The following is a 24764-nucleotide window of genomic DNA, read 5'->3' as shown; positions in this document are numbered from 1 at the left end:
CTCGCCCCCGGAGCGGGAGCCAGGAAAGGAGCGCTGCGGCGGGCCGCCGATCCTCCCGCTCCAGCCATTAAACTGTTATTAACGACCACTCACCGACAACGGGGACGGTTCCCGTAAGGGGAAGGCTTGCCCGCGTGGGCCGGTCTTCAGGCGCGCGTCGCCGGTCCCGAGAAGCCGAGGTCGAGCGTATGTTCTATGAGTTGGCGGCCTCCACCTGGGGGGTGGAAGAGACCGAAGCGTTGCAGCGCGTGATCGCCTCGGGCCGCTTCACGATGGGTGAGCATGTCGCCGCCTTCGAGCGGGAGTTCGCCGACTGGTTCGGCGTCCGCCACGGCATCATGGTGAATTCGGGCTCCTCGGCCAACCTGATCTCGGTCGCCGCCCTCGCCTACAAGAAGGACCGGCCGCTCCAGCGCGGCGACGAGGTCATCGTCCCGGCCATCTCCTGGGCCACGACCTATCACCCGCTGCAGCAGTACGGGCTGAAGCTGCGCTTCGTGGATGTCGAGCTGGAAACGCTCAACATGGACGTCTCGAAGCTGGAACAGGCGCTGACGCCAAAGACACGGGCCATCGTGCCGGTGTCGATCCTCGGCAACCCGGCCGCCCTCGACGTGATCCGCGCCTTCGCCGACGCGCATGGCCTCTATGTCCTGGAGGACAATTGCGAGTCCATGGGTGCGGAGCTGAACGGGCGCAAGACCGGCACCTTCGGCGACCTGAACACCTTCAGCTTCTTCTTCTCGCACCACATCTCGACCATGGAAGGCGGGATGGTGCTGACCGACGATCTGGAGCTGGCGCATCTCTGCCGGTCCATGCGCGCCCACGGCTGGACCCGCGACCTGCCGCCGGACACCCCGCTGTTCGAGCGCACCTCGTCCGACCATTTCGAGGCGTACCGCTTCATCCTGCCCGGCTACAACGTCCGCCCCCTGGAGATCGAGGCCGCCATCGGGCGCGAACAGCTGAAGAAGCTGCCCGCCATGATCGCCGCGCGCCGGAAGAACATGGCGCTGTTCCAAAGCCTGTTCGCCGGGGACGAGCGCTTCGTCATCCAGCGCGAAAACGGCGCCTCCTCGTCCTTCAGCTTCACCATCGTCCTGAACCCGGCGCGCAACCCCGACCGCGAAAGGGTCTTCGCGGCGCTGAAGGAGGCCGACATCGGCTTCCGCATCATCACGGGCGGTTGCTTCCTGCGCCACGACGTGCTCAAGCACTACGACTACGAGATCGTCGACCGCATCGAAAACGCCTACACCGCCCACGACCTGGGCTTCTTCGTCGGCAACCAGCCCTTCGACCTGACCCCGCAGATCGAGCGTCTGCGCGCGGTCCTCGATCGCGTCTGCTCCTGAACCCATCGCCCCCAAACCAGTCGCGGGAACCGATATGGCCGACCGTTTGAACATTCTCGTGACCGGTGGCGCCGGCTATCTCGGCTCCATCATGGTTCCGGCCCTGCTGGAGGCCGGCCACCGGGTGACCGTGCTGGACAGCTTCCTGTTCCGGCAGGCGCCCCTGGCGCATGTCTGCGCGCACCCGGACTTCGACATCGTGCGCGGCGACGCCCGCAGCGAAGAGGTTCTGAAGCCGCTGGTCAAGGACGCCGACCTGGTGATCCCGCTGGCCGCCCTGGTGGGCGCTCCGCTGTGCGACGCCGACACGCTGGCCGCGACCTCGACCAACCGCGACGCGGTGCTGACGCTGATCCGCCTGCTGTCCAGGGACCAGCGCATCATGATGCCGGTCACCAACTCCGGCTACGGCATCGGGGAGCAGGGAAAGTTCTGCACCGAGGACACGCCGCTGCGCCCGATCTCGCTGTACGGCCGTACCAAGGTGGAAGCGGAGCAGGCGGTGCTGGAACGCGGCAACGCCATTTCCTTCCGGCTGGCCACGGTGTTCGGCATGGCCCCGCGCATGCGGGTGGACCTGCTGGTCAACGACTTCGTCTACCGCGCCGTCCACGACCGGGCGGTTGTGCTGTTCGAGCCGCACTTCAAGCGCAACTACATCCACATCCGCGACGTGGCGCGCGCCTTCCTGCACGGGCTGGAGCGCTTCGACGCCATGAAGGACCGGCCCTACAACGTCGGCCTGTCGGACGCCAACCTGTCGAAGTGGGAACTGTGCGAGCGCATCCGCGCCCACCTGCCGAAGTTCGTGTTCCTGGAGGCGCCGATCGGCGAGGATCCGGACAAGCGCGACTACATTGTCTCCAACGAGCGGATCGAGGCGACCGGCTACACGCCGGCCCATTCCCTGGACGACGGCATCCGGGAGCTGATCAAGGGATACCGCATGCTGCGGAACAGCGTCCACGGCAACGTCTGACCGGGAAAGGCCGCCGCCATGAGCGCCCCCATGAGCGATGCCAAGACCGATGATCGCCTCGATCTCGTGCTGATCCATCCGGGCGGCCGCGGCCGGATCTACCAGAGTCTCGGCGAGGAGCTGACGGCCATCGAGCCGCCGCTGTGGTGCGGCCTGATCGCCACCTACTGCCGCCGGCACGGCCACAGCGTCGCCATCATCGACAGCGAGGCGGAGGGATGGGATCCCGCCACTGTCGCCGCCAAGGTGGCGGAGATGGCGCCGCGCCTCGTCACCATCGTCGTCTACGGCCACCAGCCCTCGGCCTCCACCCAGTCCATGCCGGCCGCGGGCGCACTGGCGCGCGCGGTGAAGGAGGCGGCGCCGGAGCAGACCGTCGCCATCGTCGGCGGGCACGTCGCCGCCCTGCCGGAACGCACCCTGCGCGAGGAGGCGGTGGACGTCGCCATCACCGGCGAAGGGCCGGTCACCGTGGACGCGCTGCTGCGCGCGCTGAAGTCCGGGACGCCGGACGGCCTGTCCCCGGGTGATCGGTCCCCAGGCGATCTGTCGGAGGTGCCGGGCATCGTGCACTGGCAGGACGGCGAGGTGCGCCGCACCCCGCCAGCACCGCTGGTCGAGGACCTGGACCGCGACCTGCCGGCCTCGTCCTGGGATCTCCTGCCCATGGAAAAGTACCGGGCGCACAACTGGCAGTGCTTCGGCGACATGGGCACCCGCATGCCCTACGCATCGATCTACACGACGCTGGGCTGCCCGTACAAATGCAGCTTCTGCTGCATCAACGCGCCCTTCGGCAAGAACGGCTACCGGTTCCGCTCGCCCGACATGGTGCTGCGCGAGATCGACCTGCTGATCGAGCAGTATGGGGTGCGCACCTTCAAGATCGTGGACGAGATGTTCGTGCTGAACGAACGGCACGTCACCGCGATCTGCGAGGGGCTGGTCCCGCGCAACGAACGGCTCGGCAACACGCTGAACCTCTGGGCCTACGCCCGCGTGGACACGGTGAAGCCGCACATGCTCGACCTGCTGCGCCGGGCCGGTTTCCGCTGGCTGGCGCTGGGCATCGAGTCGGGGAGCAAGCATGTGCGCGACGGCGCCAAGAAGGCGCTGCGCAACGAGGACATCGTGGGCATCGTCCGCACGATCCAGGAGGCGGGGATCAACGTCATCGGCAACTACATCTTCGGCTTGCCGGACGACGACGCGGACTCGATGCGCGCCACGCTCGACCTCGCCAAGGAGCTGAACTGCGAGTTCGCCAACTTCTACTCGGCCATGGCCTATCCGGGATCGCCGCTCTACGACCAAGCGGTGGCGAAGGGCTGGGATCTGCCGGAGAGTTGGAGCGGCTTTTCCCAGCACAGCGCCGACTGCAAGCCGCTGGCAACGGAAAAGCTGACGGCCGCGGAGGTTCTGGCGTTCCGGGACAAGGCCTTTACCGAATACTTCACCAATCCGCGCTACTTGAAGATGGTCGATCAGCGCTTCGGCGCGGACACCAGCCGCCACATCCGTCGGATGACCCGGCACACGCTGCACCGGAATCTCCTGGAGGACGCGGAAGCCGGCGCACGGGAAGGGAGCATCGGTGGAACCTGAGGGCGCCCTGGCGGGCATCGATGTCGCCGTCCTGGCCGGCGGTCTCGGCACCCGCATCCGCGATGTCCTGGGCGACACGCCCAAGGTGCTGGCCCCCGTGGCGGGCCGCGCCTTCCTCGGCCACCTGCTGGATCGCCTGACGGGGTTCGGCGCGCGGCGCGTGGTGCTGTGCCTCGGCCATCTGTCCGACCGGGTGACGGCGTGGCTGGCCCGCGGGGATGTCGACGGCGCCCTCGACGTCACGTGCCGGATCGAGCCGCGGCCGCTCGGCACCGCCGGCGCCCTGGCCCACGCGCGCGACGCGCTGCGCTCCGACCTGGTGCTGGTGTTGAATGGCGATACCTTCGTCGATGCCGATCTCGGCGCCTTCGTCGCCGCGCACCGGACCTCAAAGGCCGAAGCGTCGGTGCTGTGCGTGGCGGTGGAGGACGCCGCGCGCTATGGCCGGGTGGAGGTGGACTCCGACGGCCGGATCCGCCGCTTCGTCGAAAAGGCGCCCGGCCGCGGAACGGTGAACGCCGGCGTGTATCTCGTCTCCGCCGCGTTCCTGGACCGCTTCGTCGCGGCGGGGGCAACGTCGCTGGAGCGCGACGTCCTGGAAAGGGCGCCGGCGGGGACGCTGTACGCCCATGTCGTCCAGGCGCGCTTCATCGACATCGGCACCCCCGAAAGCCTGGCCGCGGCGGACGATGTGCTGGCGCGGGCGGACGCATGATCATCAGCCGCACGCCCTTCCGCGTCTCCCTGTTCGGCGGCGGAACCGACTTCCCGAACTGGTACCGCGCCCATGGCGGGGCCGTGATCGGCGGCGCCATCGACAAGTACTGCTACATCAGCCTGCGCACGCTGCCGCCCTTCTTCGAGTACCGGCACCGCATTGTCTACTCGAACATCGAGCAGGTCCGGGAGATCGCCGAGATCCGGCACCCCGCCGTCCGCGCGGTGCTGGGCGAGATGGGCGTGACCGAGGGGCTGGAAATCCACCACGACGGCGACCTGCCGGCACGGTCGGGGCTGGGGTCGAGTTCCTCCTTCACGGTCGGGCTTCTGAACGCCCTCCACGCCTTCTCCGGCCGGATGGCGAGCAAGGAGCAGTTGGCCGGCGAGGCGATCCGCATCGAGCAGAAGGTGATCGGCGAGGCGGTCGGCTCGCAGGATCAGGTGTGGGCGGCCTACGGGGGATTGAACCGGATCGACTTCAACATGGACGGTTCCATCACCGTCACCCCGCTCATCATGGACCGCGAGCGCCGAGAGACCCTGCAGAACCACCTTGTCCTCTGTTTCACCGGCCTGTCGCGCTACGCCCCGGACATCGAGAAGGAAAAGATCGCGAACCTCGACAAGCGCGAGGCACAGCTTCACGGCATGCGCATCATGGTCGATGAGGCCTCGTCGATCCTCGGCAGCCCGCAGCGGGACCTGAACGATCTCGGGCGGTTGCTTCACGAAAGCTGGATGCTGAAGCGCACGCTGTCGCCCAACGTCTCCAACGCCGCCATTGATGAGCTTTACGAAGCCGCCCTCCGCGCCGGTGCCCTGGGAGGAAAATTGCTGGGCGCCGGCGGCGGCGGCTTCCTGCTCCTGTTCGTCCCGCCGGAGCGGCAGGCCGGTCTGCGCGAGCATCTGAAAGATCGGACGGCGGTGAAATTCCGTTTCGACAATGGCGGCAGCAAAATCGTAGTTTACGAACCCAATGATTTCAAAGAGCGGGCGAGGGAGTGATGGGAGGGCTTGGACCTCCTCGACCGGAGCGGAAGCCGGCTTCGATCCCGCCGTCGCTTCCTGATGAGGAGCGATGCGTCTTGGCACCTTGCAGCGAGGCTTTTGTGGACCCGGAAAACCGAAGCGATCTGGACCAGGACACGGCGACTCGCCTGTACCGCAGGATGCGTCTGATCCGCCATCTGGAAGAAGAGATCGCGCGCGTCTACCCGACCGACAAGATCAAGAGCCCCATTCACCTGTCCATCGGGCAGGAGTTCGTGGCGGTTGGCGTGTGCGACGCGCTGACGCCGGACGACCGCGTTTCCATCACCTACCGCGGGCATGCGGCCTATGTCGCCAAGGGCGGCGACCTCGGCGCCATGGTCGCGGAGATGTACGGCAAGCGCACGGGCTGCGCGAAGGGCCGGGGCGGCTCGATGCACCTCGTCGATCCGAAGGCCGGCGTGATCGGCGCCTCGGCCGTCGTGGGCACCAACATCCCGGTCGCCGTCGGGTTCGCGCTTGCCGCCAAGCGCCAGCGGACCGGGCAGGTGGTCGTCTGCTTCCTCGGCGATGGCGCCACCGAGGAGGGGTGCTTCGCCGAGAGCCTGAACTTCGCGGCCCTGCACAGGCTGCCCATCCTGTTCGTCTGTGAGAACAACGGGTACGCCATTCACGAACCGCTCTCCAAGCGCTGGGCGACCGACCGCCTGGTCGAGCGCGTCGCCACCTACGGCATCCCGGCCGAACGCATTTCCGACGGCAGCCTCGCAACCGTGCGGGCGCACGCCGCCGAAGCGGTCGCGGCGATGCGGGCCGGTGCCGGTCCGGCCTTTCTGGAGGTGCTGTGCTACCGCTGGCTGGAGCATGTCGGCCCCAACCGCGACTACGACCAGGGGTACCGCCCGGCCGACGAACTCGCGCCGTGGGAGGCGGACGATCAGGTGGAGCGCCTTGCTGACCGGATCGACCCGGCCCTGCGCGCGCGGATCGACGCCGAGATCCGGGCGGACGTCGCCGCAGCCTTCGCCTTCGCCGAGGCCAGTCCCTTTCCAGACCCCGAGGAATTGTATGAGCACGTCTATGGCTGAGGGACGCCTGCTGCGCTACGTCGATGCCCTGCGCGAAGCGTTCGCGCAGGAGATGGCGCGCGACGAAAGCGTGTTTCTCTTCGGGCTCGACGTCGACGACCACCGGGCGATCCAGGGATCGACGCGGGGGCTGCTCCAGGAATTCGGGCCGGACCGCGTCTTCACGACGCCGCTGTCCGAGGACGCCATGACCGGCGTCGCCATCGGCGCGGCCATGGCCGGGATGCGCCCGGTCCATGTCCACATCCGCATGGACTTCCTGCTGCTGTGCATGAACCAGCTCGTGAACATCGCCGCCAAGGCCCGCTACATGTACGGCGGCGCGGTCCGGGTGCCGATGGTCGTGCGCTCGATGATCGGCAAGAGCTGGGGGCAGGGCGCCCAGCACAGCCAGGCCCTGCACTCCATGTTCATGCACGTGCCGGGATTGAAGGTGGCGGCCCCCTCCAACGCGCATGACGCCAAGGGCTGCATGACCGCCGCGATCCGCGACGACGACCCGGTCGTCTTCATGGAGCACCGGCTGCTCTACCCGATGGAGGCGCATGTCCCCGAGGAGCCGTTCGAGGTGCGTCCGGGCAAGGCGCGCGTCGTGGCGCCGGGAAGCGACATCACGGTGGTGGGCATCTCCAACATGGTGGTCGAGTGCCTGCGTGCCCGCAGCCTGGTCGAGGAGACTGGCGTCTCGGTCGAGGTGATCGACCCGATCTGGCTGGCCCCCCTGGACATCGACACCATCGTGGACTCGGTTCGACGCACCGGGCGCCTGCTGGTCGCCGACAACGGCTGGACCATGTGCGGCGCCGGTGCCGAAATCGTTGCCCAGGTGCTGGAGCGGCTGGGGCCGGATGCGCGTGTGGCCGTGAAGCGGATCGGCTTCGAGCCGACGACCTGCCCGCCGTCTCCGGTTCTGGAGAACCGCTTCTATCCGAACCCCGGCACCATCGCGACCGCCATCCACGCGATGGTGCGTCCGCAGGCTCCCTCGTGGGCGCCCGATCCGGAACGCGCCAGGCTGATCCACCAGACGTGGTTCCGCGGACCGTTCTGACCCGACCTGGCCAGTTCGCCACGTGGTGTGTGGTGTCCTTGAAACAAGGGCGCCATGCGCTTGCGCTGCAAAAGGTTCGGGCTGCGCAGCCATCCGTGAATCGTCGAGAATAGCTGGTCGAGCGCGGGTCGGCTATTCATTAGGGGTGATGCACACATCCAAAACGATAGAGGTATATCAATTTTAGGATGTGAGCGGTCCCTACTCCTCCCTGGAGCCGGGCGCACTCGTGCCCGTACGTCCCAGGTTCCGACATGCCCACCGACACCAGTTTCACCCTGCCGATTATTCGTCGGCTTCATCACCGTCGGCGGCCAGCTGGACTTCGAGCCCGGCCTTGCAGTGTGTATTGTTGACACCCGCGAGGCCCGTGGACATCTTACACATCATGAAGAGCGCCGACCTGATCCGGGAACTGATTGATGCCCGGTGGTTCCTCGACCGGGTTCGGGGTTCCCATCATGTCTTCAAGCATCCGTCGCGGCCGGGGATCGTGGTGGTTCCCCATCCGAAAAAGGACCTTGGCGCGGGCCTCGTCGCGGCGATCCGGAAACAGGCAGGTCTCTGATGCGCTATCCAATTCTCATCGAGCCCGGCTCGGCCGACACCGCGTTCGGCGTCGTCGTGCCGGATCTGCCGGGCTGCTTCTCCGCCGGAGACACGCTGGACGAGGCCATCGATGCGGCCAAGGAGGCGGCTGCGGCCTGGATCGACGCGGCCCTGGACGATGGAACGCCCCTTCCGGCGCCGTCCAGCCTGGAAGCCGTTCGCGATCTGCCGGACTATGCCGGCTGGACCGTGGGTGTCATCGAACTGGACGAGGTTCTCTTCGACGACACCATCGAGCGTGTCAACATCACACTGCCCAAGCGGGTGCTCCGCCGCCTCGATGATCTGGCCAGGGCGGAAGGCCAGAGCCGCGGCGCGTTCATCGCGCGCCTCACCCTGAACGCCCATAAGCCTTCCCAACAGGGCACGCGCCGATAAGCTGGCGCACGCTCGCCTACCCGTCTTCCAGCATGCCGGCCCTGCGGCGATGCCTGGGAGAAGTCCATATTGTACGTATTTCACGTCTCCGGGAGGCTGCGATGGCCGAAGCTTTGACCGCCTCCATGCCGAAGTTCAGCGGCGTGGGCCTGCAGCGCAATTCGGGACCTCTGCAGGAGGCCGATTCCCGCCCCGAAGCCCGGGCTTGTTTTTCGCTCGATTACTGGTGAGAGCGCGGCGCCGCGGCCGGGCGCGGTGTCAGCAAGGAACGCCCAACGCGCCTAACCCTTGCGTCCGAAAAGGACGGACAGGACACCTTCGTGCTTATCCTGCCGATCACGCACCAACCACCACGCGAGGGGGACGAGGCCGTCGAGATTCCCACCGCCGTCAAGCAACGGCTCGGTCTCAACGCCGAACGGTCGTGGATCATTCTTTCCGAGGCCAATGAGGATGTCTGGCCGTCCCCGGATATTCGGGCAATCCCCGGAAAGCCGGGCGTGTTCGAATATGGATGTTTGCACCCCAACGCGGTGAAAGGCCTTTCCGCCGCGGTGAACAGCGCCATCGCCGAAAAAGCCCGGAAGGTCGTCCGTCGCGACTCATAGGATCGGAGCGAGGGTGAGGCTGCGGCCCCCTCTACCTCAGGAACGCTACCAACCTCCCCACCCTTCCTTCGGCGTGTCGGCTCGTTTGCGTCCGAACCAGACGACAGGGCGTACAGAGATTCGCCGGTACGGGCGACGAAGTTCGGGCTCTCCGCGCCGGGAGTTCCGGTTGTCACGAAGCGGTCGAGCGTGGCGTCGCTGAGCGACCAATCAACCGGCCCCAGCAGGTCCAGCCCCGTGCCAGCGAAGGCCGGCACGCCGCCCGGCTTCAGCCGCCGGTCGATCCAGGCGAGAAGCTTTGCAGTGTCCCCACGCAGCAGTGTGTTCTGGGGCAGGGCCGCAACATCCCACGGCGCGTCGGCAAACACATCCGGAGCGACCGGGTCCGGCCCTGGCGCGCCGTGATGGATCGCGATGCGGTCACGGCGGAAGCGGCGCGGGCTTCGGCGCCGCCGAAGCGGGTCCCGTTGTCACACATCCGATCGAAAGGGGTATGTCAATTTTGGGGTACGGAGGGCGGTGTGCGCCTTCCGCGATCAACACGCCATGCCGGCGCGCCCCGGGTCCGCACATGCCCACCGACAGCCTTATCGACATCCCGATCGTCGTAAACGCCTGGGGCGTCTCGGCGGGCGGCCGCGCGCCGCATTTCAAGCTGCTGATCGACGGCGTGCTGATCGGCGAGGCGTGGGTGACCGCCGCCTCCAGCGCGCCCTACGGCTTCCAGGCTACCGTCAACCCCGACGAGGGGCACCGGATCTCGGTCTGGTACGACAACGACGGCGTCGTGAACGGGGTGGACCGCAACCTGTTCGTCGGCTCCATCACGGTGGGCGGTCAGGAGATCAAGGCCACCGACCAGCGCGTCACCTACGACAAGGGCGTGGTGGACGGGAAGAACGTCGTCGCCGGGCAGGAGGGTCTGTACTGGGGCGGCCAGCTGGACTTCGGGCTCGGCGAGGAGATGTTCGGCGGCCCGATGGTGCGCCCGCCGCCCAAGCCCGAGCCGGTCATCACCCGGCCGATCACCATCACCGTCGACGCGGCCCGGACCGGATCCGGTTCCACCGCGCATTTCAAGCTGCTGGTCGACGGGCAGGTGATCGGGGAGGCGGACGCCGATTCCGCCACCGCGAAGCCCTTCGCCTTCACGGTCGGCCTGGATCCCGCCGTCGCCCACACGGTGCAGGTGCTGCCCAGCACCGCCGGCACCCTGTCCGTCGCCGACCTCGTGGTGAACGGCAGCCGCTCCACCCCGGCGGCGGCGGTGGACGGGTCGGTCGCCCAGACGGTCGCCGCCCCACTGTTCCAGGGCACGGCCTCCAAGGCCGCGGCGTCGTCGGGGGCCGCCTTCTACGTGGCGGCGAACGGCAAGGACACATGGTCCGGCCGGCTGGCCGCCCCGAATGCCGACGGCACCGACGGTCCCTTCGCCAGCCTGGAGCGGGCGCAGGCCGCCATGCGCGGCAGCGCCATCAAGACGACCTACGTCCGCGAGGGCACTTACCGCCTGTCGCGCACGCTCGACCTCACCGCCCAGGACAGCGGGGTCCAGTTCCTGGGCTATCCGGGCGAGCAAGTCGTGCTCAGCGGCGGCCAAGCTGTCAGCAGTTTCCGGAGCGAGGGCAACGGCGTCTGGTCCGCCTCTCTGGGGTCGGATCCGGGGCTGGACGTCACCGTCAACGGCGTGCGTTACCGGCTGGCCTCCAAGACCGCCGTCGATCCCGGCGACCCGACCAGCGGCTGGTCCTTCGCCGACGCGGCCACCGGCGGCCCCAGCGCGCGGGCGCTGCGCTACCACGCGGGGGAGGTGTCGGCGGCCGACCTCGTCCCCGGCCTCAAGATCCAGGTCTTCGACGCGGAGCGCCTGCAGGACGCCATCCTGGAGGTGGCGGGCATCGACGAGGCGACGCGGACGATCACCTTCACATCGGACGCGCCCTTCAGCCTGAGCGACGGCTCGACCTTCCGCCTGCTGGGCAACAGCGCCTGGGTCGACCAGCCGGGCGAGTTCGCCTACCGGGCGTCGGACGGGCGGCTGGTCATCAACGTCGGTGCCGGGGCGGCTTTCGACGGCACGGGCGTGTCGGTGGCGCGGCTGGGGACGCTGCTGCGCCTGACCGGGGCGACCGGCGTGGTCGTGCAGGGGCTGACCTTCGCCGACGCCACGACGGACGGCAACGCGGTCGACCTGATCGGCGCCGACGGGAACCGGGTCACCGGCAACAGCTTCCTGAACGTCGGCACCGGCGTCCGCCTGACCCAGGGGTCGGACCAGAACCTGATCGACGGGAACTACCTGGACCATCTGGGCATCAACGGCCTGACGCTGGACGGCCAGTCCAACGGGAACCGGATTTCCGGCAACCAGATCCAGCGCATCGGCGAGGTGCGCAAGTACGGCGGCGGCATCATGGCCTCCGGCGTGAACGGCACCGAGATCGCCTACAACGACATCGACCACAGCGCGCGCTACGGCATCTCGCTGAAGAACTGGAACGCCGCGACCCTCAACCTGAACAACGCCATCCTCTACAACCGCATCCGCCACACCGGCGAGGAGACGGCGGACTCCGGCGGCATCGAGATGCTGGGCCGGTCGGGCGTCAACACCGGCACGCTCATCAAGGGGAACTGGATCGAGCATGTCGGCGGCCTCGCCACCACCAGCGCCGGCCAGTGGCTGCGCGACTACAAGGGCTACGGCGTCTATCTGGACGACCTGACCAGCGGCGTCGCCGTCCAGGACAATTTCCTGAAGGACACCTCCTGGGCCAACGTCATGATCCACGGCGGTCACGACAACACGGTCACCAACAACATCGGCGTCCTGGCCACCAACGACGAAAGCTTCCTGCGGATCGAGTGGGTGCCCCTGGCGGGGGCCGCCGGCCTGCCCGCCAACAACACGGTGACCGGCAACATCGTGGAGGGCGAGGTCCCGCTGGGCAGCTACATCACGCTGCTGTCCGCGGGCGACAACGCCATCGACGGCAACTTCCTGCACCGCGTCGGGGCCTACGGCCCGAACGACCGCAGCGGCGACCCCATGTTCGCCGACGCCTACGACCACGACTACAGCCTGCTGCCCCTGTCGCCGGCGCTCGCCGCCGGGATCCACGACCTGGCGTGGATGCTGATGGCGATGGCGCCCGGCACCGTGTCGTTTCCGCCGCCGCAGGTCGGCTCGGGCGGGACCAGCCTGCCGCCCGTCCCTCAGCCCGTCCCTCAGCCCGTGGTCAAGCCGACCACCACGACGCAGCCTTCCCCCACCCCGGCGGTCACGACGCCGGCGCGTCCGTCCGTCCTGCTCAGCCGAATCCAGAACGGGGTCACCGAGAAGGTCACGGCCTACGCTTACGAGGGGCCGGTTCCGACCCTGAAATGGAGCTTCCTGGGGAACGCCGGGAACGAGGTCGTCGGCGGATCGGGCGACAACGACTTCATGAACCTGCTGGGCGGCGACGACGCCGCCACCGGCGGGGCCGGGGACGACGTGCTGGACGGCGGATCCGGCTCCAACTGGCTGATCGGCGGGGCCGGGAAGGACACCTTCTTCGTGGACGGCCGCAACCCCGACGTCACCTGGTCGACCGTCGTCGACCTGGAAAAGGGCGAGTGGGCGACGATGTGGGGCTTCCGCTCCGGCGTGTCGAAACTGAGCTGGGAGGAGATGGCGGGGGCCGAGGGGCACAAGGGCGCCACGGTCCGTTGCGACATCGACGGCAACGGCAGCATCGACGCCAGCATGACCTTCGCCGGCAAGGCGGTGGGCGCCATGACGGTGACCACCGGAATGGCCGGCGACCAGCCCTATATCGCTTTCATCACGCTCCGGTGAGCGTGGGGGCTTTCATCACGCTCACATGAGCGCGGGGGCGTCGGCGGCCCGGTCAGCGCGTCCGGCAGTGGCGCACCCACAGGGCGCGAATAATCCGTTCGAGCTGGCGGGTCTTCGCGCGGGCATCGCACAGCGGCGAGGCGGCAACGCGGGCACGCAAGCCCATGCGCAGGGCGGAGAGCCGCGCCGTGTCCGCAGCGAGCGCGGCGGCGAGGCCGACGTAGGCCTCCGGAGAGCCGGCGACGAGATCGGCAAGGCCCACGGACCGCAGCATGGAGGCGGACCAGCGGCTGACCATCGGTTCGCCGGGCAGCGTCACGGCGGGAACGCCCATCCACAGCGCCTCGAACGTGGTGGTGGAGCCGCAGAACGGGAACGGGTCCAGAGCGACGTCCACCCGGTCGTACAGCGCCAGATGCCCCCCGATCGGCCCCCGCCCGACCGCCAGCTCGACGCGCGCCGGATCGACCCCGTGCGCCGCCAGCGTGCCGAGCACGCGCCGACGCAGCGCCGCGTCGGCGTAGTCGTCCTTGTACTTCAGCAGCAGCCGTGCGCCCGGCACCGCGGCCAGCACGCGCGCCCACAGCGCCAGCACCGCCTCGCCGATCTTGGCCGGGTTGTTGAAGCAGCCGAACACCGGGGCCGCGCCGCACGCGCTGGGGGGCGGAGCGGGATCCGGGGCGCCGGCGATCGGCTCGTGCAGATAGAAGCTGGGCAGGCGCACCGGACGCTCGACGAAGCGGCCGCCACCGCGCCGCGGCGTCAGCACGGGGTCGCCGATGAGGTAGTCGATGGCGCGGAGGCCGCTCGTCGCGGGATCGTGGAAGCTGACCTGCACCGGGGCCGGGCGGTAGGCGGCGACCAGCGGCCGGTTCTCGTCGAAATGGCCGGCCAGATAGATCATGACGTCGATGGCGTCGGCGTGGATGCGCCGCGCGACAGCCTCGTCCGACAGGCCGAACACGCCATGCCACTGGTCGGCAAGGCTCCGCATGCGCGCGGTCATCGCATCGGGCCGGGCGACGTCGGCGTACAGCACGATCTCGAACCGCGCGCGGTCGCGCTCGTCCAGCGTCGCCACGAGGTTGCGCGCCACCGGATGGTCGCGGAAATCGGAGGACAGATAGCCGACGCGCAACCGCTTGCCGGGATCGCCGGGCGGTGCAGGGGGCAGGCGGCGGGCGTAGAGCGGGCGGGCGTGCCGCTCCTCGAAGCGGCGGTGTTCGGCGTAGCGCTCCTCCTCGGTCCAGGACGGGTCATACAGCGTGGCGGCCAGCAGCTCGCGGTGCGGGTGCGGCTTGGCGGGAGCAAGCGCCATGGCGCGCCGGTACAGGGCAATGGCTTCGGCCGGCCGGCCGGCGGCGCGCAGCAGGCCGCCGAGATTGCTCCAGGCCCCGTCGTGCTGCGGCTCCAGCACCAGCGCACGGCGCAGGGATGCCGCCGCCTCCGCCGTTCTTGCGGTCGCCGCCAGCGTGTTGGCGCGGTTGAGGTGGGCAGAGGCGTGCTCCGGTGCTGCGACCACCGCCCAGTCCGCGACGAGGGCGGCGGCGGACAGCCGGCCGAGCCGCTCCAGCACGTTCGACAGGTTGGACAGCGCGTCGGCGTCGTCGGGGCACAGCGCCAGGGCGGCGCGCAGGCTCGCCTCCGCATCGCCCAGCCGGCCGGTGCGATAGCGCGCAACGGCGAGGTCGGTGCGCAAATCGGCGTCCGCGGGCGCCAGAACGGCGGCGCGGGTCAGTTCGTCGCCCGCTTCCATGTCCCGGCCGGCGCTCAGCAGAGCGCGCCCACGGCGGTGCAGCAGGATGGTGAGCCGCCCGGCCGCCTCCGCGTTGGCGGGGTCGATCGCCACCGCGTGCGCCAGCGGCGGGATGGCCGCGTCATACCGGCCGAGCGCGCCCAGGGCCGTGCCCAGCTCGCCCCAGAGCTCGGCGGCGTCCGGCGCCAGGGCGGCGGCCAGGCGCAGCACCGCGGCGGCCTCGGCCGGGTGCCCGGCGGCGCGGAGCACGCGGCCCAGGTTGGTGCGTATGCCGGCTGAGTCCGGGCACCGCCCGACCGCGCGGCGGATCAGTCCGATCCCGTCTTCCGTCCGGCCGGTCTGCGTCAGGACGACGCCCAGCAGGTGCAACGCGTCCGGCTGCTCGGGGTCGGCCTCCAGCACGCGGCTGTAGATGATTTCCGCCTGAGGCAGCCGCCCTGCCATGTGGTGGTCCAGCGCGACGGACAGGGCTTCGGACAGCGTAGCGATGGTCAATCCTCCCGCCCGGCGGGGCGGCCGATCCCGTTCCGATCACGCCCAGGATAGGCCGGGCGAAGCCCCACCGGAAAGGGAAAGCATGACCCGGGGCGCGGCTTCGGGACGATGCCGAAGATCTCGTGCCCCGTCCGGCGCCGGCGTGTCGGAGCGCCGCGCCCGCAAATTTCGTCGCGGAAGGATGTGTGGGAGGCGGTCAGGTGTTCTTCGGCGCCGGCTTCTTGGCGGGCGGCGGCGGCACCGGGTTGGCCTTCAGCGGCGAGGAGGAGGACGCGGACACGGCGGCCTTCTGGCTCTGCACCTTTACGGGGGCGGGCGGCGCCTCGACGATGGGAAGCTGCGCGACCTTCGCCTGCGTGCTGGCCTTCGACGGGAAGGCGGCCGGCAGGAGCATGCCGGCGAAGGCGGCGACGGCGATCCCCACCTTGGTGGCTTCCCACGCGAAGATGGACCGCTTGCGGCGGGGGCGTTCCGAAACCGGAGCGTCAACCATCGGCTGATCGGCCATTTGCGGCGCAGCCATCGACGAAACAGCGGTCATGGACATGGCGGGCACTCGGGTTCGGGGTTCGCCGGGTTGGCCAGACCGATAACGCAAGCCCTATGCCAAGCATCCCTCATTCGTTCAAAACTTGGCTCAAAATCAATACACCGTTAAGGGTTTCCCGGTCCCGGATTTGCCCGCCCTCCCCTCTTTACCGTGGGCACCCGGCAAAATCGTCCCGGTGCCGGGCGCTTTCTGCCGCCCGGCCGGACAAAATCTGCCGCCCGGCCGCGCCGCCGCCCCTTTTGAACAGCCCCCGTTCTGCTCTAAGGTCCGCCGCCTGACGGCGGGCGGGTGCATCCGCGCCGTGTCGTCGTTCGGAGCCTGTGGAGAGCGCCATGTATGCCGTGCAGATCGAGGTCGTCGGAACCTGCAACCTGCGCTGCCCGTCCTGTCCCGTCGGCAACGCCGAGGGTGGGCGGCGCAGCGGCAGCATCGGCGGGACGATGCCCCTCGACCGTTTCCGGCAGGCGCTCGATTGGGCCGCCGCCGGGCTGAACCGCGCGCCCTCGGAGGTTTCGGTCTGCCTCTACAGCTGGGGGGAGCCGTTCATCCACCCCGACCTTCCCGCCCTGATCGCCGAGGTCAAGCGCCGCGGCTACGGCGCGGCGATCTCAAGCAACCTGAACCATGTCCGCGACCTCGAAGCCGTCCTGCGGGCCGGCGTGGACGAGATCACCGTCAGCCTGTCCGGCTTCACCCAGGACGCCTACGGCCAGAGCCACGTCGGCGGGGACATCGAGACGGTCAAGCGGCACATGATGGAGTTGTCCCAAGCCATCGAGCGGGTCGGCACCGCAACCCGCGTGATGGTGCATTACATCACCTACCGGCACAATCTCGGCACCGGCGAGTTCGCGGCCATGGCCGCCTTCTGCGAGGAGCTGCGGTTCGATTTCGAGCCGTCGCTGGCCTTCTTCGCCCCCGTCGAGAAGCTGGTCGACATGGCCGCGGGCCAAAGCTTCCCCAAGGACCAGCCGATCCTCGACCGGCTCGTGATCCCGGTGGACGAGCAGTTCCGCATCAGTGCGCCGGCCGCGCCGGCCACCGCCTGCACGCTCATCGAGGACCGCGTGGACATCGACGTGGACGGGGCGCTGAAGCTGTGCTGCTCCAGCTACGACCGGCGCTTCAACGTCGCGCCGGGCTTCGCCGACATCGGCTTCGACGAGGCGACCCGCCGTCGGCGCGACAGCGCGCTGTGCCGGGACTGCGCCGCCCATGGCATCGACCGGATCTTCACCCGGACCGACTATGCGGCGTGGCGCGAGCACGCCGGGCGAATCTTCCAGGAGCTGGGCGCCCCCGTTCGCTTCGTCGGAAATCTGCTGGTCTGCGACGACAGCCCGACGGAAACGATGCTGCTGGCCGTCGTCAACGACCACCTGAACGCCGGCCGCTACGCCGAGGCGAAGGACGCCTTCGCCGCCCTGAGGGAGCGGCTGGTCGCGAAGTACGGGGAGGCGGGCGGGCGGTGCGACGGGGTGATGGACCGGCTGGAGCGCGGAAGCCGGCGCTTCGGGCGCGACGTGCCAAGCGACCCGCTGCGGGTGTTCTTCGCCGAAGGCCTGATCGCCTCGCTGCACGACCGGGACCCGGCGCAGGCCCGTCCCATTTTCCTGACGCTGCGGGAGATGGCCGCGATGCTGGCCGGGGACGGCGTCTACAGCCGGACGGCTCGTGTCATGGCGCCCCTGATCGCCGACGCCTGCGCCTCGGTGGCCGAGCCGCCGCCGCCATCCGCCGCCCAGCCCCCATCCACTCAGCCCCGGCCCGCGCCGGCCTTTCTGCCGCGCCTGCTGCGGCGGTTGCGGGCGCCGTTCGGCCGCTGACCGGAAACCCGCGCGTCAGCGCCCCGCCACCGCGCGTCAGCGCGCAGCCATGCTCCGGATCAGGTCGATCTGACGGGTCAGGCAGCGGGACAGGTCGTAGCGTTCCACGACCGTCTCGCGCGCCGCGCGGCCGAGCGGGGCGAAAGCGCCGGGGTCCTTCAGCACCTCCACCACCCGGTCGGCGATGGCCTGGGGGGAGAAGAAGTCGACCAGCAACCCGTTCTCGCCGTCGCGGATGACCTCGCGCACCGGGGCGGTGTCGGAGCCGATCACCACGCAGCCGAGCGCCATCGCCTCCACCATCGACCAGGACAGGACGAAGGGATAGGTCAGGTAGACGTGCGCCCGCGACACCCGCAGCGCGGCCAGATACAGCTCGTAGGGCAGATGGCCCATGAAGAAGACGCGCGCGGGATCGACCGGCACCTCGGCCAGCATGGTTTCCCGCCAGCTCTTGCCGTCGGCGGGGCGCGAGCCGTAGCTGACGTCGTCGCCGCCGACGATCAGCACCTTGGCGTTGGGCCGGGCCTCCAGGATGCGCGGCAGCGCCCGCATGAAGCTGGGGAAGCCGCGGTAGGGCTCCAGGTTGCGCACGGCGTAGGTCACGACCTCGTCGTCGCGCGACAGCATCGTGCCGTCCGGCAGGCGGAAGCGGGCGTCCGGGTTGCCCTGCAGGACGGTGGTGTCCACCCCGTCGTGGATGACCTCGATCCGGGGCCAGAAGGGCTCCGGGTGGGTGTCGCGCTGCCACAGGGTCGGCGCGATGCCGCGGTCGCAGGCCTCCAGCGCCAGCAGAAGCGGCGTGCTGCGCATGCGCAGCCGCAGCACGGTGTCGACGTTGACCGGCATGGACGGGTCGAAGCCGACGTCCAGCCCCTGCGCGCGGTAGAAGAACTCGCAATAGTTCAGGTAGGGGGTGTTGGGGAACACGTCCTTGACGAACAGCGTCTCGCCCCAACCCGGATGCCCGACGATGATGTCCGGGACGAAGCCCTCCCCGCGCAGCCCCATCAGCAGGCGCGCCACGCCCTGCCCGTGCAGGACCGCGTTCTCGGTGGAGACCAGATAGGGGTGGGCGTTCTCCCGCGCCTGGCGGCTGGGCTGGTAGTTCAGGCGGCGGACGTTCGGGATCTCCCGGTCCGTGCGCTTGGTGATGAAGACGACCGCGTTCGCCGGATCGGCGGCCAGCCGGGCGGCCAGATGCTTGTACTGGCCGGGCATGTTCTGGTGGATGAAGACGATCTTCATGGTGGCCTCCCTCACGCGCGCCCGAAGCCGCACTTTTCCCAGAGCTTCGGCCCGACCTTCGGCAGGGCGGTCGCGAGCACCAGCAGCACCGCGCCGACGGCGGTCGGGACGATCCAGTCGGGCTTGCCGGCCAGGGCGTGGTCGCCGGCGGCGCCGAACTGGACGAAGGCGACGGTCATCGGCAGTTGCCCCACCAGCGAGCCGAAGGCGTAGGCGCCGAGCGGGAGGCGCGTCAGGCCAAGCGCGTAGTTCACGCCGGTGTGCGGCAGCACGGGGACCAGCCGCAGCATGGCGACCGCGCGCCAGCCCCCGCGCTCGATCCGCCGCAGGGCCTCGCCCCACCGCGCCGTGTCGTCGGTGGAGACGAAGCCGCGGCTGATGTAGCGGGAGATCAGGAAGCCGGACGAGGCGCCGACCACGCTGCCGGCCGCCGCCAGCACGCCGCCCCACCAGACCCCGAAGATCAGCCCGGCCAGCATGGCCATGGCGGAGCGGGGGAAGAACAGCAGGCTGGCCAGGATGTGGATCAGCAGGAACAGGACCGGTGCGGCCGGGTGATGCCGCAGCATCTCCTGCAGCCCCTCCACCCCGAAGGTCCCGCCGTGCGACGCCCACCAAGCCACGGCCCCGCCGACCAGCAGCAGGACGAGCACGACCCGCCCCAGGGTGCGGAGGGTGGAAAGGGAAGGCGCTGCGCGTTCGGCCATGGGTTTCGACCCGGATCACGTCGGAAGAAGGTCCAGCTTCCATAACACGGGGCGGCTCAATGCCGCGAGAGACGATCGCGCAAGGCGCACGCCCCCGGCCGGATCCCATGTTGCGCGCGAGGGGAATCCGGCAAAGAAAAAGGCCGCTGCCAATGGGGCGCGGCCTTTAAGTCTAGGGAGGAAACGCCCAAAGGGCATCCGAGAAACAATCTATGTTGCGCTGCAGCAAAGGTCAAGCCCCCTCCGTCCACTTTTTGCCTTATGGCCCGCGGGGGCCATCGCGGAGCCGGCCGGATCCGGGATCGGCATGGGGTATCGGCAGGGCCGGAAAAAAGAAAAGGCTGCAGCCATGACGGCGCAGCCTAGTTTTGGGAGGGAGGAAACCAAGAGAACTTGGTGAGACCAGTTATGAACTGATTTGATTAACAGGCTGTAAACAACCACACGCCCCGAAGAGATACCCTTTTTTCGAAGATCCTGCGGAATGAATGCTTAAGCTGAGGCATGGAAGCGCAATCGCTGCGGTGCAGCCAATTTTTCCAGCCCCGTCTTTCCCGGCCCAATTTTCCCCCTTATGGCGCCTTGCGCCCGACCGCCCGCGCGATCCCGTCCTGCCAGACCATGCTGACCAAGGCGATCTGGGTGAGCAGCGCCATCTCGCCGCGGCCGATGGCGGCCAGCAGCTCGTCGCGGGTCAGGAACAGGATCTCCGTCTCCTCCAGGTCGTCCGACAGCGGCTCCGTCACCCGGCGGCAGCCCGTGGCGTGGAACATGTGCGCCACCGATCCGCCCTGGTTGGCGTTGACCGTGTAGCCGCCGAGGTCCGTCCAGGAGTCCGCCGCGAAGCCGGTCTCTTCCAGCAGTTCGCGCTTGGCCGCCGCCAGCGGGTCCTCGCTCTCCGACAGATGACCGCCGGGGAAGACGAGGTTCACGCGCCGGGGGCCGTGCCGGTATTGGCGGTAGACGATGATGCGCCCGTCCTCCGTCTCGGCGAAGATGCAGGCGAAGGACGGCATGTCGAACTGGTAGTAGTCGTCGATGATCCGGCCGTCGGGCAGTTCCACCGTCTCGACACGGACTTTCAGGAATGGCTCCGCATCGAGCAGTTCACGGCTTTCGACGACGGTCCACGGGCGCAGACGACGCTGCATCGCGCATTCTCCATTCTTGCGATGGAGCGTGCGTAACCGGACCCCGCGCGCGATGCAATTGCGCAATGGGGCGGCGCGGAGGCAAGCGTTCATGACGGGGAAACCGGAAGTCCGGGCGGCATGGCCCGGAAATGCGGCAACTGGTCATACCAGTCGCCGTCATGATCAAGTTGCGGCCAAAAAAAATGCCGCGGCCAGACACGAGGTCGGCGCGGCAGCCTAATGCTCTTGGAGCATTATGATGTTTTTGGTTTCCTCCCCAGACCTCAAGGCCTTTGTTTTGTGGGAGGAAATTTCCACAGACCACACACCGAAGTCAATCACGTTGAGTGGGTTATAACTTAAAGCCTAACGCGCTCCTTCCAATACGCCGGCCGATACGCCGAAACGTCATGGTGGAGAAATCGCACACAGGAAAATCGTACACAGAAAAATCGCACCTGGGGGGCGCACAGAAGGCTTGCTTTCCACCGGCGGGGTGAGGTATCTCCCTGCCTCCTTCGTTGGAGCGGCGCGGGCGTAGCTCAGGGGTAGAGCACAACCTTGCCAAGGTTGGGGTCGAGGGTTCGAATCCCTTCGCCCGCTCCAGTATCACGAAGAAGAACCTTTCCCTTTTCTTTACGGATATTCGGCAACCGCGCGGGTTCCCGCCGCGGTCCGGGACAGCGCGTCGGCCATCCGCGCGAAGACGCCGGCCCAGTCCCCCGCCCGCTCCTGACGGAACAGCGCCTCAGCCTCGGCAAGGTTGCCCGCGTTGTGGTGCGAATGCGCCTGTGCCAGGGCATTCGGGACGTTCTGTTCCATCCGGGCGTTTTGTTCGTGGGCCTGCATGCACGCCAGAGTGCAAAGGACCGCGTCCGGCGCAACAGGTTTCCGGGAGTTGCCCCGCTCCCGCCCCGCGTGCGGAAGAGCGCCCGCCGTTTTCGAAATTTTAACCCACTGATAGGGGTATCGGGCTAAGGTCGGACGAACGACCCCACAGACGATAAGTGCGACGCCCGTGACCATGCAGCAGCTTGACCGTTTGAGTGAAGCGCCGAACGAGGTGCTGCAATCCGGCTTCGATCTTTTCAACGGCCGCTCGATCCTGGTGACCGGGGGCACCGGTTCCTTCGGGCGCCGCTTCGTGGAGACGGTGCTGCGCCGTGCCAAGCCGCGCCGGGTCATCGTCTTCTCCCGCGACGAGTTCAAGCAGTACGAGATGCAGCAGCATCTCGGCCCCGAATGGGCGTCCACGCTGCGCTTCTTCATCGGCGACGTGCGCGACCGCGAGCGGCTGGAGCTGGCCATGCGCGAGGTGGACCTGTGCGTCCACGCCGCCGCGCTGAAGCATGTGCCGGCCGCCGAATACAATCCCATGGAATGCATCCACACCAACGTCTACGGGGCGGAGAATGTGGTGCGCGCCGCGCTGAACACCGGCGTCCAGCGGGTGATCGCCCTGTCCACCGACAAGGCGGCCAACCCGGTCAACCTCTATGGCGCCAGCAAGCTGGCGTCGGACAAGATCTTCATCGCGGCCAACAACCTGTCGGGCTCGCTCGGCACGCGCTTTTCGGTGGTGCGCTACGGCAACGTGGTGGGCTCGCGCGGGTCGGTCATCCCGCTGTTCCGCAAGATGATTGCCGAAGGCGCGGACGCCCTGCCGGTCACCGACGAGCGCATGACGCGCTTCTGGATCACGCTGCAGCACGGCGTGGACTTCGTCGTGTCCTGCTTCGCGCTGATGCAGGGTGGCGAGATCTTCGTGCCCAAGATCCCCAGCATGCGCATCGTCGAGGTGGCGCGCACGCTGGCCCCGCACCTGCCGCACAAGGTCGTCGGCATCCGCCCCGGCGAGAAGCTGCACGAGGTGATGATCACCGAGGACGACTCCCGCCAGACTTTCGAGCTGTCGGACCGCTACGTGATCGAGCCGACCTTCGCCTTCTGGACGCACGAGCCCTACGAGCGCCTGGGCGCCCGGGCGGTGGCCGACGGCTTCCGCTACGCCAGCGACAACAACAGCGACTGGCTCGACGCCGAGCAGCTGACCCGCCTGATCGCCGAGGCCCCGTGATGGGCGGCGCCACGAGCGGCGGCGCGCTTCCCTTCCTGCCCTACGGCCGCCAGGACATCGATTCCTCCGACATCGACGCGGTGACCGAGGTTCTGCGTGGCGACTGGCTGACCCAGGGACCGGCGGTCGAGGCTTTCGAGCGCGCCCTGGCGGAGCGCACCGGCGCCGCCCACGCCGTCGCCTGCGCCAACGGAACCGCCGCCTTGCATCTGGCCATGCTGGCGCTCGGGCTCGGGGCCAATGGGATCGAGGCGGGCGATGCTGTGGTCGTCCCCAGCGTCACCTTCCTCGCCACGGCCAACGCCGCCCGCTATGTGGGGGCGGAGGTCGCCTTCGCCGACGTCGATCCCGCCACCGGCCTGATGGGGCCGGACCACGCCGCCGCCGCGGTCGCCCGCGCCGAGGCCGCCGGCTGGCGCGTGCGCGCCCTGGCGCCCGTGCATTTCGCCGGGCAGACCGCCGACATGGCGGGCTTGAGCGCGCTTGCCGCCCGCCATGGCCTGACCATCGTCGAGGACGCCTGCCACGCCATCGGCAGCGAGGATGTCCGGGCGGACGGCCGGACCGTGCCGGTCGGATCCTGCGCCGCCGCGGCCATGGCCGCCTTTTCCTTCCACCCCGTGAAGACCGTCGCGGCGGGCGAGGGCGGGGCCGTGACCACCAACGATCCGGAACTGGCCGCCCGCCTGCGCCGCTTCCGCAACCACGGCATGGAACGGGATCCGGCGGGGTTCGAGGACCCGGAGGCCGCCTTCGACGCGGACGGGGCCGCCAACCCCTGGTACTACGAGATGGCCGAGCCGGGCTTCAATTACCGGCTGACCGACCTTCAGTCGGCCCTGGCGCTCAGCCAGATGAAGCGGCTGGACGCCTTCGTGGCGCGCCGGCGGCAGCTGATGGACCTCTACGCGTCGCGGCTCGCCCCGCTCGCCCCGCTGGTGCTGCCGGCGGCCCGCGTTCCCTGGTGCCGGCCGGCCTGGCACCTGTGCGCCGTCCGCATCGACTTCGAAGCCGCCGGGCGTCCGCGCGCGCGGGTGATGGCGGAGCTGCGGGCACGCGGCATCGGCAGTCAGGTCCACTACATCCCCGTGCACCGCCAGCCCCACTGGCGGCGGCGCTATGGCGAGCTGGCCCTGCCGGGTGCTGACGGGCATTACGCCCGCACCCTGTCGCTGCCGTTGTTCCCGGCCATGGAGGACCGCGACGTGGACCGCGTCGTGACGGCGCTCGCCGAGGCCCTGGGCCTGCCCCGCCCGCTCTGACCCCGTCCTCGCTGGGAGGTTTCCTCCCGCGTCAAAATGCGCTATGCCAGCGGCATCTGGAACGCTTCGGAGCAAGGTCATGGCCGAGGGTACTGTGGACTATTACGCGATGGTCGAAGAGGCCTGGCAGCTGAGCGACGCGGCACGCGACTATGTAAAGAACGCCGGCCGCGACGTGGACAACGCCGAACTGTGGGAGAAGGTGTTCTCCGCCTCCCCGCTGATCGACCTTGAGCGCACCCGCGCCGAGGGCGGGCAGCCGCTCCAGAAGATCTTCTTCACCAATCCCTACGGCCTGCAGTACCGCGCCGATCACAAGGATTGGATCCCCTTCCGCCACGGCGCCCTCGATCCGGCCTATCTGCAGGCGATCTGACGGGCTGCCGGCTTACCGGACGCACAAAACCCCGCCGACCGAACGGTCCGGCGGGGTTTTGTTTTTGGAGATCCCGTAGGTTGGGTTGAGCGCCAGCGAAACCCAAC

General features: G+C 68.8%; 22 protein-coding genes and 1 tRNA gene. 17 read left to right on the top strand and 6 right to left on the bottom strand.

The genetic code is table 11. The features are described 5' to 3' along the window. Positions 1–188: 188 nt before the first annotated feature. The 12 genes from ACSVC7_RS29585 (at position 189) to ACSVC7_RS29530 (ending at position 13227) form a co-directional block, all read left to right on the top strand. Positions 189–1358: a DegT/DnrJ/EryC1/StrS family aminotransferase gene (locus ACSVC7_RS29585; RefSeq protein ID WP_448207976.1), complete on the top strand. Its 1170-nt coding sequence runs from the start codon at positions 189–191 to the stop codon at positions 1356–1358. 34 nt (positions 1359–1392) lie between these two features. Beyond that, the gene (locus ACSVC7_RS29580; RefSeq protein WP_448207975.1) at positions 1393–2337 is read left to right on the top strand and encodes an NAD-dependent epimerase/dehydratase family protein; all 945 of its coding nucleotides are present in this window, start codon (positions 1393–1395) and stop codon (positions 2335–2337) included. A gap of 30 nt (positions 2338–2367) precedes the next feature. After that, positions 2368–3942 carry a B12-binding domain-containing radical SAM protein gene (locus ACSVC7_RS29575; protein ID WP_448207974.1) on the top strand — a complete coding sequence of 525 codons (1575 nt, stop codon included), beginning with the start codon at positions 2368–2370 and terminating at the stop codon, positions 3940–3942. Next, positions 3932–4657 (top strand): nucleotidyltransferase family protein, encoded by a 726-nt coding sequence (locus ACSVC7_RS29570; protein WP_448207973.1) that lies wholly within the window; start codon positions 3932–3934, stop codon positions 4655–4657. The genes ACSVC7_RS29575 and ACSVC7_RS29570 overlap by 11 nt, the downstream gene beginning before the upstream one ends. Further along, entirely contained in the window at positions 4654–5667 is a 1014-nt protein-coding gene (locus ACSVC7_RS29565) for a GHMP family kinase ATP-binding protein (RefSeq protein ID WP_448207972.1), read from the top strand. The genes ACSVC7_RS29570 and ACSVC7_RS29565 overlap by 4 nt, the downstream gene beginning before the upstream one ends. Positions 5668–5747: 80 nt before the next feature. Then, entirely contained in the window at positions 5748–6740 is a 993-nt protein-coding gene (locus tag ACSVC7_RS29560) for a thiamine pyrophosphate-dependent dehydrogenase E1 component subunit alpha (RefSeq protein WP_448207971.1), read from the top strand. Then, positions 6733–7791, top strand: coding sequence for an alpha-ketoacid dehydrogenase subunit beta (locus tag ACSVC7_RS29555; RefSeq protein WP_448207970.1), 1059 nt, complete (start codon positions 6733–6735; stop codon positions 7789–7791). Before ACSVC7_RS29560 ends, ACSVC7_RS29555 begins: the two co-directional genes overlap by 8 nt. A 388-nt stretch (positions 7792–8179) precedes the next feature. Next, on the top strand, positions 8180–8359 hold the full coding sequence (locus ACSVC7_RS29550; RefSeq protein ID WP_448207969.1) for a type II toxin-antitoxin system HicA family toxin: 180 nt from the start codon (positions 8180–8182) through the stop codon (positions 8357–8359). Continuing rightward, complete coding sequence (locus ACSVC7_RS29545) at positions 8359–8778, top strand: type II toxin-antitoxin system HicB family antitoxin (RefSeq protein WP_448207968.1); 420 nt, start codon at positions 8359–8361, stop codon at positions 8776–8778. The genes ACSVC7_RS29550 and ACSVC7_RS29545 overlap by 1 nt, the downstream gene beginning before the upstream one ends. Before the next feature lie 101 nt (positions 8779–8879). Beyond that, the gene (locus tag ACSVC7_RS29540) at positions 8880–9008 is read left to right on the top strand and encodes a hypothetical protein (RefSeq protein WP_448207967.1); all 129 of its coding nucleotides are present in this window, start codon (positions 8880–8882) and stop codon (positions 9006–9008) included. Between the two features lie 90 nt (positions 9009–9098). Continuing rightward, entirely contained in the window at positions 9099–9386 is a 288-nt protein-coding gene (locus ACSVC7_RS29535) for a hypothetical protein (RefSeq protein WP_448207966.1), read from the top strand. Positions 9387–9957: 571 nt separating this feature from the next. Beyond that, positions 9958–13227 (top strand): carbohydrate-binding domain-containing protein, encoded by a 3270-nt coding sequence (locus ACSVC7_RS29530; protein WP_448207965.1) that lies wholly within the window; start codon positions 9958–9960, stop codon positions 13225–13227. A 52-nt stretch (positions 13228–13279) separates the two neighbouring features. Here the strand turns inward: ACSVC7_RS29530 and ACSVC7_RS29525 are convergent, their stop codons facing one another. Further along, a complete protein-coding gene (locus ACSVC7_RS29525; protein ID WP_448207964.1) occupies positions 13280–15478 on the bottom strand; it encodes a tetratricopeptide repeat protein in 2199 nt (732 codons plus the stop codon). Between the two features lie 196 nt (positions 15479–15674). Continuing rightward, positions 15675–16025 carry a hypothetical protein gene (locus tag ACSVC7_RS29520; protein WP_448207963.1) on the bottom strand — a complete coding sequence of 117 codons (351 nt, stop codon included), beginning with the start codon at positions 16023–16025 and terminating at the stop codon, positions 15675–15677. A gap of 335 nt (positions 16026–16360) precedes the next feature. Here ACSVC7_RS29520 and ACSVC7_RS29515 point away from each other — a divergent pair, with 335 nt between their 5' ends. Beyond that, positions 16361–17854, top strand: a complete 1494-nt coding sequence (locus tag ACSVC7_RS29515; protein WP_448207962.1) for a radical SAM protein — start codon at positions 16361–16363, stop codon at positions 17852–17854. A 36-nt stretch (positions 17855–17890) separates the two neighbouring features. Here ACSVC7_RS29515 and ACSVC7_RS29510 read toward each other — a convergent pair whose 3' ends face one another. The 3 genes from ACSVC7_RS29510 to ACSVC7_RS29500 form a co-directional block, all read right to left on the bottom strand. After that, positions 17891–19102: a glycosyltransferase family 4 protein gene (locus ACSVC7_RS29510; protein ID WP_448207961.1), complete on the bottom strand. Its 1212-nt coding sequence runs from the start codon at positions 19100–19102 to the stop codon at positions 17891–17893. 11 nt (positions 19103–19113) lie between these two features. Further along, complete coding sequence (locus tag ACSVC7_RS29505) at positions 19114–19809, bottom strand: TVP38/TMEM64 family protein (protein ID WP_448207960.1); 696 nt, start codon at positions 19807–19809, stop codon at positions 19114–19116. 572 nt (positions 19810–20381) lie between these two features. Beyond that, positions 20382–20960 carry an NUDIX hydrolase gene (locus ACSVC7_RS29500; RefSeq protein ID WP_448207959.1) on the bottom strand — a complete coding sequence of 193 codons (579 nt, stop codon included), beginning with the start codon at positions 20958–20960 and terminating at the stop codon, positions 20382–20384. Positions 20961–21473: 513 nt separating this feature from the next. On the opposite strand from ACSVC7_RS29500, the gene ACSVC7_RS29495 reads away from it, so the two are divergent. After that, positions 21474–21548, top strand: a tRNA-Gly gene (locus tag ACSVC7_RS29495). A gap of 30 nt (positions 21549–21578) precedes the next feature. On the opposite strand, the gene ACSVC7_RS29490 is transcribed toward ACSVC7_RS29495, so the two are convergent. Continuing rightward, on the bottom strand, positions 21579–21791 hold the full coding sequence (locus ACSVC7_RS29490) for a hypothetical protein (RefSeq protein ID WP_483508993.1): 213 nt from the start codon (positions 21789–21791) through the stop codon (positions 21579–21581). Positions 21792–21966: 175 nt separating this feature from the next. Between ACSVC7_RS29490 and pseB the strand changes: the two genes are divergently transcribed. The 3 genes from pseB to ACSVC7_RS29475 all read left to right on the top strand — a co-directional run bounded on the left by pseB (position 21967) and on the right by ACSVC7_RS29475 (position 24657). Further along, positions 21967–23019 carry a UDP-N-acetylglucosamine 4,6-dehydratase (inverting) gene (gene pseB, locus ACSVC7_RS29485; RefSeq protein ID WP_448207957.1) on the top strand — a complete coding sequence of 351 codons (1053 nt, stop codon included), beginning with the start codon at positions 21967–21969 and terminating at the stop codon, positions 23017–23019. Further along, complete coding sequence (pseC, locus tag ACSVC7_RS29480) at positions 23019–24281, top strand: UDP-4-amino-4,6-dideoxy-N-acetyl-beta-L-altrosamine transaminase (protein WP_448207956.1); 1263 nt, start codon at positions 23019–23021, stop codon at positions 24279–24281. Before pseB ends, pseC begins: the two co-directional genes overlap by 1 nt. A 79-nt stretch (positions 24282–24360) precedes the next feature. Continuing rightward, the gene (locus ACSVC7_RS29475) at positions 24361–24657 is read left to right on the top strand and encodes a hypothetical protein (protein WP_448207955.1); all 297 of its coding nucleotides are present in this window, start codon (positions 24361–24363) and stop codon (positions 24655–24657) included. The last annotated feature ends 107 nt before the right edge of the window (positions 24658–24764 follow it).

The sequence above is a fragment of the Azospirillum mesophilum genome (genome assembly GCF_053470405.2).
Note: the sequence above shows the minus strand (reverse complement) of the source record. Positions and strands in the feature narration are given on the sequence as shown.